6 protein-coding genes and 1 pseudogene are annotated in these 10,829 nt (G+C 69.8%); 5 read left to right on the plus strand and 2 right to left on the minus strand.

Annotated features, from left to right (window positions below; genetic code table 11):
- Window positions 1–1,165, minus strand: a 1,165-nt coding sequence (locus tag KBW98_RS22625; RefSeq protein ID WP_211522426.1) for a family 43 glycosylhydrolase, incomplete at its 3' end; no start/stop codon positions are given.
- A gap of 418 nt (window positions 1,166–1,583) precedes the next feature.
- Between KBW98_RS22625 and KBW98_RS22630 the strand changes: the two genes are divergently transcribed.
- The 5 genes from KBW98_RS22630 (at window position 1,584) to KBW98_RS22650 (ending at window position 10,447) form a co-directional block, all read left to right on the plus strand.
- Entirely contained in the window at window positions 1,584–3,728 is a 2,145-nt protein-coding gene (locus KBW98_RS22630) for a TonB-dependent receptor (RefSeq protein ID WP_229429364.1), read from the plus strand.
- A gap of 65 nt (window positions 3,729–3,793) precedes the next feature.
- Window positions 3,794–4,615: a carotenoid biosynthesis protein gene (locus tag KBW98_RS22635; RefSeq protein WP_211522428.1), complete on the plus strand. Its 822-nt coding sequence runs from the start codon at window positions 3,794–3,796 to the stop codon at window positions 4,613–4,615.
- Window positions 4,612–6,042, plus strand: a complete 1,431-nt coding sequence (locus KBW98_RS22640; RefSeq protein ID WP_211522429.1) for an oxygenase MpaB family protein — start codon at window positions 4,612–4,614, stop codon at window positions 6,040–6,042. The genes KBW98_RS22635 and KBW98_RS22640 overlap by 4 nt, the downstream gene beginning before the upstream one ends.
- Window positions 6,039–9,530, plus strand: a complete 3,492-nt coding sequence (locus KBW98_RS22645) for a hybrid sensor histidine kinase/response regulator (RefSeq protein ID WP_211522430.1) — start codon at window positions 6,039–6,041, stop codon at window positions 9,528–9,530. Before KBW98_RS22640 ends, KBW98_RS22645 begins: the two co-directional genes overlap by 4 nt.
- Window positions 9,527–10,447, plus strand: a complete 921-nt coding sequence (locus tag KBW98_RS22650) for a diguanylate cyclase (RefSeq protein ID WP_229429365.1) — start codon at window positions 9,527–9,529, stop codon at window positions 10,445–10,447. Before KBW98_RS22645 ends, KBW98_RS22650 begins: the two co-directional genes overlap by 4 nt.
- A gap of 15 nt (window positions 10,448–10,462) precedes the next feature.
- Here KBW98_RS22650 and KBW98_RS22655 read toward each other — a convergent pair.
- Window positions 10,463–10,829, minus strand: a pseudogene (locus KBW98_RS22655) (hypothetical protein); the annotation flags it as partial.

Here is a 10,829-nt window from a genome sequence, read left to right on the forward strand (position 1 = left end):
TGGCAACTGGCCGCGCGGGCGCCGGCGCAGCGGCGCTGCGGACACCCGGCATGGCCTGCGGCCCATCGCTCGGGCCGCGCCCGCCCGCAATGACCGGCCAGCCGTCGACCCAGTCGATCCGGTCCAGCAGCAGGGGCCGGCGGGTCAGCTTGTCCTTCGCGCTGAAGAAAGGCTGCTTGCGGTCGACCGCGTGGTACAAGGTCCACCACTGGCCGGACGGATCCTGGAACACCGTATTGTGGCCGGCGCCCACCCAGCGGTTGCCGTTCTGGGCCAGCACCGGCGTGCCGCCCGCGCGCGCGGCAGCCATGTCGTTGCCCTCGCGGTCGAGGAAGGGCCCTTCCGGCCCCTTGGCCCTGCCCACGTACAGCCCGTAGCCGGTAAGCGGCCCATTGCAGCAATCGGTCGCGGAGGCGAACAGGTACCACCAGCCGCCGTGGCGCACCACCTCCGCTCCTTCGTAGCGGTCGTTGGCGCCGATGCGCACCGGGTCGCCCACCAGCCCCATGCCATCCGAGGACAGGCGCTGCACGAACACGCCGCCGCCGTAGCTGCCGTAGTACAGCCAGCGGTCGCCCTGCGCATCCTCGATCACGTCGGGGTCGAAAGTCCAGTGGAAGCTGCAGCCGCTGCCGGCGCGGCGCGGCGGCACCACCGGGCGCGGCGCCGCCTTCCACGGCCCGGCCGGCGAGGCGCTGGTCGCCACCCCGATCGCGCTGTCCGAGGCGCAGCCCTTCTCCGGGCTGTGCTCGTCGGCCACGTCGGTGATGGTGAAGTAGAGGAAGTAGCTGCCGTTCATGTATACGGCTTCCGGCGCCCACAGGCCGGCCTTGGGCGCGGCCAGGCCGCGCGGGCGTTCCTCGAAGGCATCGCGCACGTGGTACCAGTTGACCAGGTCGACCGAGCGGTAGACCGGCATCAGGCGGAAGCGCCAGCCGTCGCCGTCGCGCTCCTTGCGGCTGACCGGGTCGGTGGTGCAGTACAGGTACCAGACGGCGCGGTCGGTGGTGCGGTCGCGCAGCAGCGAGGGGTCGGCGCAGCTCTCCGCCAGGCTGCCGTCGCCCAGGCGCAGGGGCAGCGGATTGGTGAAGGATGGCGCGGCCTGGGCGGCGGCGCACACCGACAGCTGGATGGCCACGGCTGCGGCCCTCAAGTATCTGGTCAAGATGGTCTCCCCAAGATGGCCTCCCGCGGCGGGCTGCTTGTTGCCAGAAAATAAGCGAAGCACGCCGGGCGCGGCGCACGAATGTGTGTCATTTGTGAACATTGTAAAAATGATGCGTTGCACGCCTGTGTTTTTTTGTTCAAGATGCATCTAAATACTATTTCCTGTAGTAATGAGCTGCTAGACTGGCAGGATTCTGTATCCACCAGCACAAGATAAATTGCAAATATGCATATAAAGCTGGGATACCGTGGGCGCACATCGCCACGTATAAAAGAGAAAAGAAGAAACTAGGGAGCTGTTTGAAATGAATGGAATGCGGGGTCGTCCGGGCCTGTCGCTATTGGCGGCGGCTGTCTCGGGCATATTCGTCGGGGCTGCACATGCGCAGGAATTGAATCGGGCACCGGCCCCAGGCATGGGAGAGATCCCGGAAGTCGTGGTCACCGCCCAGCGCACGCCCTCGCTGGCCTCGCGCACCCCGGTCGCGATGAGTGTCCTGACCGGCGAGCAGCTGGTCAGGGCCGGCGCCGACAGTCCCGCCGAACTGGGCGCGCGCCTGCCGAATCTCCACCTCGACCAGGCCGCAGACGGCCTGCGCGTGACCATCCGCGGCGTCAGCAATGCCGACGCCACCGACAAGGGCGACCCTTCGGCCGCCTTCATGCTGGACGGCGTCTACATCGCACGCCCGCCGGGCCAGACCCTGAGCTTCCTCGACATCGACCGCATCGAGGTGCTGCGCGGCCCGCAAGGCACCCTGTACGGCCGTAACACGACGGCGGGCGCCATCAATGTGATCTCGAACGCACCGGTGAACCGGTTCGAAGGCGCCTTCGGCCTGGAAGCCGGCACCTACGGCAGCCGCAAGGCCGACGCCATGCTGAACCTGCCGGTGAACGATGCACTGGCGCTGCGCGCGGCGCTCTCGGTGCGCCGCCACGATCCCTACCTGAAGAACGGGCAGGGCACGCCGCACCGCCTGGGCCTGGACCGCGACGACCGCGACGCGCGCCTGTCGGCCAGGCTGGCGCTGGGGCGCGACGCTTCGCTGCTGCTGCGCTACGACCACAGCGAAGCCCAGGACAACAACGACCGCTTCGTCCCCGACGCCAACTTCTTCACCGGCATCGCCAGCGGCAAGCCGAGCTGGCGTCCCGGCAGCACCGGCGAACGCCTGACCAACGCCTTCCGCCCGCCCAACCTGGCCCCGCAGCAGGGTCGCCACGACAAGCGCGCGCGCGGCCTGTCGGCGGACCTGAACTGGGACCTGGGCGCGGCCACGCTGCACTACCTGGGCGCGCGCCGCAAGCTCGACCAGCGCATGCTGATGAACTACTACTACCGCGTCACGCCCGTGTTCGCGCTGGGCGTGCTGAACGACTACGACAGCGGCAACACCCAGGATTCGCACGAGCTGCGCGTGGCCACCAAAAACAGCGGCCCGTGGCAGGCCCAGGCCGGCCTGTACTACTTCAGCGAGGAATCGGATACCGGATACAGCTTCCGCGGCCTCGAGATGCTGCGCCTGCCGCCCTACTACGTGTTCCGCAACGCGCCGACCCATTCCACCAGCCGCGCCGTCTTCGGCCAGGCGACCTACAGCCTGCGCCAGGACCTGCGCCTGACCGTTGGCGCGCGCAGCACCCATGACGACAAGTCGCGCGCCGGCTCCACCAGCTTCCAGCAAGGCCCGGCCTTCAACCCGGCCACCGACCTGCGCCAGCTGAACGCCGCCGGCCTCACTACCAGCAAGACTACCTGGCGCCTCGGCGCGGAATGGGATGTGCTACCGAGCACCCTGGCCTACCTGACCCTCGCCACCGGCTACAAGGCGGGCGGCTTCAACGACGGCTGCGCCGCCGGCAGCGCCGCACTGGGCATCACCTGCCCGGCCGCGGCCGCCGTGCCCGCAAGCCTGCTGTATTACCAGCCCGAGACCCTGCGCTCGCTCGAAGCGGGTCTCAAGAGCCGCTTCCTGGACGGCCGCGCGACCCTGAACGCCGCCGCCTTCCGCTACGCCTACGACAACCTGCAGCTGTCGGGCGTGGCCGTGCTGCAGGGCGCGCCGCGCTTCATCACCAGTAACGCTGGCGAAGCCAGCGTCACCGGCCTGGAGCTCGACGGCCAGCTGCGCGTGGGCGCCGGCGGACGCCTGGCCTACGGCCTGACCCTGCTCGACGCCCATTACACCTCCTATTCGCCGAACGGCGTCGTGTCCTGGAACGGCCGCAAGCTCGACCGCGCGCCCAGCCAGGTGTTCACCCTGGGCTACGACCAGCGCTTCGCGCTGCCCATGGGCGAGCTCAGCGCCGGCCTGTTCGCGCGCCGCAGCGGCGCCTACGTGATCGACGTGCCGAGCCAGCTGCTCGAGTACCGGATCCCCGCCCGCACCACGACCGACGCCACCCTCGGCTTCCAGCCGAACGGCGCCCGCTGGAGCCTGCTGCTGCGCGCCCGCAACCTCGAGAACAAGGTGCAGCCGCTCGCCATCGACAGCTTCGGCATGACGGTCCCCAGCAGCCCGCGCACGGTCGACCTGCGGGTCGACTACCGTTTCTGAACGAAGAGGATTCCTTCACCGTCAACCCGCGCCGACGCGCACGCCCATCAAGAGGATCACAATAAATGACGTCCACGCCGCACCGCCTGTCCTGGTTCACCCTTGCCCTGCTGGTCTCCTTCCTGTCCGTCCTGCTGCTGCGCGGCTGGAATGGACAGACCCAGCTGCTGGTCCTGAGCTCCTTCCTCATGTTCGGCGTCTGCTTCGCCAGCGCCAGCCACCTGCTGGGCTTCCAGGCCGCCCTGCGCTTTGCCCTGATCGCCCTGCCGATCGGCTGGTTCGCCGAGCAGATGGGTTCCTCGCACGGCTGGTTCTTCGGCAAGTACACCTACACCGATGTCCTCGGCCCGCGCCTCGGCGACGTGCCGATCGTGATTCCCCTGATGTGGTTCGCGCTGGCCTATTGCGGCTACGTGATCGCCAACCTGATCGCCTGGCAGACCCCGTCCGACGGCGTCGCCCCGGTCGGCCAGACCCTCACCATGTCCTTCCTGTCGGCGCTGGTGATCACCGCCTATGACCTCGGCGTCGACCCCTACATGGTCTACAAGCTCAAGGCCTGGGAAATGGAGAAGAAGGACGGCTGGTGGTTCGGCGAGACCCTGCAGGGCTTCGTCGGCTGGATGTTCATCGCCTTCGTCATCGTGTTCCTGTTCCGGCTGTCGCTGCGCAAATGGGCGCCGCGCGCCTCGACCTCGCTGCTGCTGCGCGACGTCCAGGTGCCGCTCTGGATCTACGGCGGCCTGATGGTGTTCCAGATCACGCAGGGCTTCCCGGTCGAGACCCGCACCATCGCCACCTTCGTGATGGGCATTCCGCTGTTCTGCGCCATGCTCGGCCTGCAGCGCTGGCACGGCGCCCTCCCCCTGCGCGCGGAGGCCGCATGAAACCGGATGCAGCGCAACTCCTGGACCCCGCCCTCGTCAATCCTGCGCTGCGGGCCGACCCGCTGGCCGACGGCGCCGTCGCGCGCATGCTGGGCGACAGCGCCTGCAACCCGGCGCGCCTGTTCCCGCGCATCGCCGTCATCAACGCCGAACTGGCCCGCTGGGACACCAATGGGAGCCTGGCCGGCTGGCGCGCCCTGCCCGGCACCGACCCGGAGATCGCCGCGGCGCTTGAGGACTACGTGCAGCGCGCCATGCGGCTGCCCGACTGGGCCGACAAGGACTGCATCGCGCGCGCGGAAAAGCTGTTCATGGACATGAGCATGCTGTCCTGCACCCTGCTGTTCTGCACCAGCCTGCCGGAATGCTACATCCTGCCCGACCTGTCGGCCGTGCTGCAGGCCGCCGGCCAGCTCGAGCTGCACACCGACTACCGGGTGCGCTCGACGGCGGCGATGATCTTCCCCGTGATGATGCGCGGCGGGATGACGGACGCCGCCGGCGGCGGGATCGCCCAGGCGCTCAAGGTGCGCCTGATCCACGCCACCATCCGCCACCTGATCCTGCGCGGCGCGCCAGGCAGCCTGCCCGCGGGCGCGCCGGTGGCGCCCATCGCCCCGGCCGGCCCGGGCATGCACCACACCTTGTATGCGCACGGCTGGGACGGCAAGCGCGACGGCCTCCCCTGCAACCAGGAAGAACTGGCCTATACCCTGCTGACCTTCCACTACGCCTTCCTGCGCGGCCTGCGCCGCCTGGGACTGGGACTGCCGCGCGAGGACGAGCAGGCCTACCTGCACGCCTGGAACGTGCTCGGCCACCTGATCGGCATCGAGCGCGAGCTGATGGCCTGGACCATGGAGGAAGCCGATGCCCGCTTCCAGGCCATGCAGGCGCGCGGCCGCGCCGCCTGGAGCGCGCGCCTGGCCGCCGATCCGGGCGAAGCGGATCCGCGCCCGCCGCTGGCCGCCGCCCTGATGCAGGCGATGGCCAACGAGCTGCCGCTGCGCGTGCTCAAGCCCTTCCCGATCCTGCTCACCCGCTACCTGTGCGGCAAGCAGGCCAGCCGCGACCTCGGCCTGACCAGGCGCGTGTCCTTGATCTCGCGCGCCCTGTTCGCGCTCGGCCTGGGCACGGTGCGCCTGATCGACGCCGTGGTGCGCATTTTCGTGCCGGGTTTCTCGATCTCGCGCCTGCTGACCCGCGTGGCCGGCTACCGCCTGACGACCCGCTTCCTGATGGACCAGACCCGCCCCCTCAAGCTGCCCGACGCCCTGCTCGGCCAGGTCGACCAGGTGATGCAGGACTGGCGCCAGGATCCGAAGGCGCCCGCCTTCATGAAACGCATCGAGGCGCACCTGGTCCGCTCCGCATCGGCCACGCCCCCCGCAGCCTCCGCACCGCAACCAGGAAACCGCCAGGCATGACGCTTTCCTTCTTCCTGCCGCGCGCGCGCGCCATCGTCCAGGCCGTCCTGTCACCGCTCTTGTCATTGCTTCTGGTGCTGGCATGCGCGCTCGTCCCGCCCGCCATGGCGGCGCCGCTCGAACTGGCCGCCGGCGTCAAGCGCGCCGAAGCCTGGCCGGCGGTGACGGTCCTGGCGGACCCCGGACTGCGCCTGGACGCGGGCGCGGCGCTCGCCGCCGGCGCGCGCTTCGCCACGCCGAAGACCGCCTACGCCACCCTCGGCATGCAAGCCGGCGCGACCTGGGTCAGGATCCCGGTGGTGGTGCCGGCCGGCGCGCCCGAGAACTGGGTGATGCAGGTCGACTTCGGCCTGATCGACAAGCTCGACGTCTACGTCGAGAGCGCCGGCGCGCTGCGCAAGGTCGGTTCGGCCGGGCGCGCCGACGTCCAGAACGTCTGGGCCCTGAAGGGCCGCGTGCCCTCGGTGGTGATGCGCCTGGCGGCCGGCGCCGGACACACCGTGCTGCTGCGGGTGGAGACCCACGGCCCGACCATCCTGCCGATCGAGTTCTTCCAGCCCGACGCCTTCCATCCGGCCTCGCTCGAGGAACAGATGCTGCAGGGCCTGATGCTGGGCCTGGGCCTGTGCCTGTTCCTGTACAGCGTGGGCCAGTGGATCACCCTGCGCGAGCCCCTGTTCGGCAAATATGCCCTGCTGGTCGGCGCCGTGACCCTGTATTCCGCCTGCTGGTTCGGCATCGCCGACCAGTTCCTGTGGCGCGGCAGCCTGTGGGTGAGCGAGCACGCCACCGGCATCGCCTCGATCCTGGCCTCCTGCGGCGCCTACCTGTTCGTCGAGCAGTCGCTGGCGCGCCCCGGCATGGACCGGGTGTTCAGCCGCCTGATGAAGACCTTCGCGCTGCTGTCCGTGGTCAGCGCGATCGGCTTCGGCACGGGCCTGATCAGCCACCGCTACATGGTGGCCATCATCGGCACCCTGGGCATCATGCCGATGCTGCTCGGCCTGCCGGGCGCCTTCCGCCGCGCCCGTGCGGGCGACGCGATCGGCACCTACTTCCTGGTCGGCTGGGCGGTGAGTTTCTCGTCCTCGCTGATCTCGGCCCAGATGATCAACGGCGCGCTGCCGGCCAACTTCTGGACCATGCACGCGCTCGAATTCGGCAGCACCTTCGACATGCTGGTGTTCATGCGCATCCTCGGCCTGCGCACCAAGGCCATGCAGACGGCGATGCTGCGCGCGGAAGCCGGCGCCCGCATGAAGTCGGAATTCCTGGCCAACATGAGCCACGAGATCCGCACACCGATGAACGCCATCATCGGCATGAGCCGCCTGGCCCTGATGGGCGAACCCAGCGCCAAGCTGCGCAACTACCTGACCAAGATCCTGGGCGCCAGCGAGCACCTGCTGGGCATCATCAACGACATCCTCGACATATCCAAGATCGAAGCCGGCAAGCTGACCATCGAGAAGGTCCCGTTCGAGCTCGACGAGATGCTCGACCACCTGTCCAGCCTGACCGGCCTCAAGACCGACGCCAAGGGACTGGAACTGATCTTCCGGGTCGGCGCCAACGTGCCGACCCAGCTGGTGGGCGACCCGCTGCGCCTGGGCCAGGTCCTGATCAACCTGACCGGCAACGCCGTCAAGTTCACCGAGCGCGGCGAGATCGTGGTCTCGGTCGAGCTGCAGGAAACCCTGAAGGACGGCGAAGTGGTGCTGGCCTTCTCGGTCAGCGACACCGGCATCGGCATGACGTCCGAGCAGCTGGGCCGCCTGTTCCAGTCCTTCACCCAGGCCGACAACTCGATCACCCGCAAGTATGGCGGCACCGGCCTGGGTCTCTCGATCTCGCGCCAGCTGGTCGAGCTGATGGGTGGCACGATCACCGTGACCTCGATCCCGAACGTGGGCAGCTGCTTCCGCTTCGTGGTGCCGCTCGGGATCGCGGCCGCCCAGTCCAGCACTGCCGCCGTGCGCCAGGCCACCTTGCAGGACGTGCGCGCCCTGGTGGTGGACGACAGCGCCACCGCGCGCGAGGCCCTGGTCGAGATGCTGCACACCCTGGGCGTGCACGCCGATGCGGCCGCATCGGGCGAGCAATGCCTGGTGGCCCTCGAACGGGCCCAGCTCGACGGCCGCCCCTACCAGGTGGTGCTGATGGACTACCTGATGCCCGAGCTGGACGGCATGGAAACCATCCGCCGCATCCGCCGCTGCGCGCGCGACGCGGCGCCGCCGGCGATCCTGATGGTCAGCGCCTGCACCCGCGAGTCGGTGCTGCAGCAGGAAGGCGAACTGCCGCTCGACGGCTTCCTGCATAAGCCGGTCGGCCCGGCCTTGCTGTACCACAGCCTGCTGCAGGTGCTGCACCCGTCCGCCGACGCCGCCGCGCTGAGCGCGCCGGCCGCCATGCCGCCCGGCATGCCCGAGCTTCCGCGCCTGGACGGCGCGCGCATCCTGCTGGCCGAGGACAACGCCAATAACCGCGAAGTGGCGCTCGACTTCATGGCCGCCGCGCGCATGGCGGTCGATGTGGCCTTCGACGGCGTGCAGGCGGTGCGCATGGCCGAGGAAGGCGACTACGACCTGGTCCTGATGGACATCCAGATGCCGGAGCTGGACGGCCTGAGCGCGACGCGCGAGATCCGCCGCCATCCGCGCCTGCGCGAGCTGCCGATCGTGGCCATGACCGCGCACGCCCTGCCGAGCGACCGCGCCAAGAGCCTCGCGGCCGGCATGAACGACCACGTCACCAAGCCGATCGACCCGGACCTGCTGTTCTGCACCCTGCTCAAGTGGATCGACCCGGCCCGCCTGCAGGGCCGCGCGCTGCCGCCGGCCGCGCCGACCGCCGCCAGCGAGTCCGCCGCCAGGGAACCGGTGGGCTCGCTGCCGCCGGTGCCGGGCATCGACTGGCGCCAGGCCCTGGACAACGTCGACGGCCAGCGCAGCCGCCTGGAAAAACGCGCCGGCAGTTTCGTGCGCGAGTACGCAGGGGCCCCGCGCATCCTGCGCGAAGCCCTGAGCGGCGGCGACCACGTGCGCCTGCAGTCGCTCGCGCACAATCTGAAGTCGAGCGCCGCCTACGTCGGCGCCTTCGAACTGTCGGCCGCCGCCAACCGCCTGGAGCAGGACCTGCGGGCCGGCCAGTTCGGGCGCCTGTCCGTGCAGGTGCCGGGCCTGGTGGCCAGTACGGAGACCGTGCTGGCGGGCCTGGCCCAGCTCGCCGCCGCGGCCCTGCCGCGCCAGGCCGATCCGAGCGCGGTGGCACAGGTGGTCGCGCGCCTGCAGGCCTACCTGGCCGACGACGACGCGCGCGCCGAGGACGCGCTGTCCGAACTCGAGAGCCTGCTGGCCGGGACCGCCCATGCGCAGTCCCTGGTTGAAGTACGCCGCGCCGTCGCGGACATCGAGTACACTGCTGCGCTCGCGCCGCTAAGCGCGCTGGCAATGGATCTCGATTTGAGCCTGGAGGGCGTGGCATGATCAACGTCGTGGAGACGCAGAAGGTACTGGTGGCGGACGACGACGCCATCAACCGCGAGGTGCTGGGCGACCTGCTCAAGCCGGAGTACACGGTGCTGCTGGCCAAGAACGGCGCCCAGACCCTGGAGCGGGCGGCGCGCCATGCGCCCGACCTCATCCTGCTCGACGTGATGATGCCGGACATGGACGGCTACGAGGTGCTGCGCCAGCTGCGCGCCGATCCGCAGACCGAGCACATCGCCGTGATCTTCATCTCGGGCCTGGACCGCCCCGAGGACGAGGCCAACGGCCTCAAGATGGGCGCTTCGGACTACATCGTCAAGCCCTTCAATCCGACCGTCGTAATGGCGCGCGTGGCGCTTCACCTGCAGGTGGTGCGCCAGCGCAGGATGCTCGAACGGCTGGCCAACATCGACGGCCTGACCGAGCTGGCCAACCGCCGCCGCTTCGACGAGATGTACGCCCTCGAGTGGCAGCGCGCGCGCCGTTCCGGCCGGCCGCTATCGCTGGCCCTGCTCGACATCGACGCCTTCAAGCAGTTCAACGACCGCTATGGCCACCCGGCCGGCGACCGCGCGCTGCGCTCCGTGGCGCGGGTGGCCGGCGCCGCCATGCGCCGGCCGGCCGACCTGGCGGCGCGCTATGGCGGCGAGGAACTGGTGCTCTTGATGCCGGAAACCGACGCCGACCACGCCCGCCGGGTGGTGGAAGCCCTGTGCGAGGCCGTGGCCGAACTGAACATCGTCCACGAAGCCTCGGCCGTGGCGCCGATGCTGACCGTGAGCGTCGGCGGCGCCACGCTGGCCCCCGACAGCAGCGAGCTGCAATCCGACCTGTTCGAGGCCGCCGACGCCGAGCTCTATCGCGCCAAGCAGGCGGGACGCAACCGCATCACCTGGCGCGAGGGCGCCGGCTGAATCCCTGCGTGGGCTTCAGCCGCGGCAGGCCAGGCCGAACTTGGTGGCGCTGCAGCCGCGCTTGATGCACAAGGTGGCGTGGTAGCCGGCGGCGCGGCACTGGCGCAGGGTTTCGGCGAGCGCGCCGTCGGCAGGCGGGGTGTCCGCCCGGGCCGGCGCCTGGGGTGACGCGGCCTCGGCCCGCACCACGGCGGGCGGCGCGGTCCTCGGTGGCGGACGCTCAAGACGGCTCGCCCGCGGTGTCTCGCGCCGCGCCACGCTACGCACAGGCGTTTTCTTCGAGGCCGGCTTGCGCACCACCGGCGTGGGCGTTTTTTCCTTCTTCGCTTCCTTCTTTACTGCCGGAGCCGCGGCCGCCACGACGGGCGCCGCCGCAACCGCC

Origin of the sequence: Massilia sp. ST3, assembly GCF_018119405.1 — a bacterium.
In the GTDB taxonomy this organism is placed as follows: Bacteria; Pseudomonadota; Gammaproteobacteria; order Burkholderiales; family Burkholderiaceae_D; genus Telluria.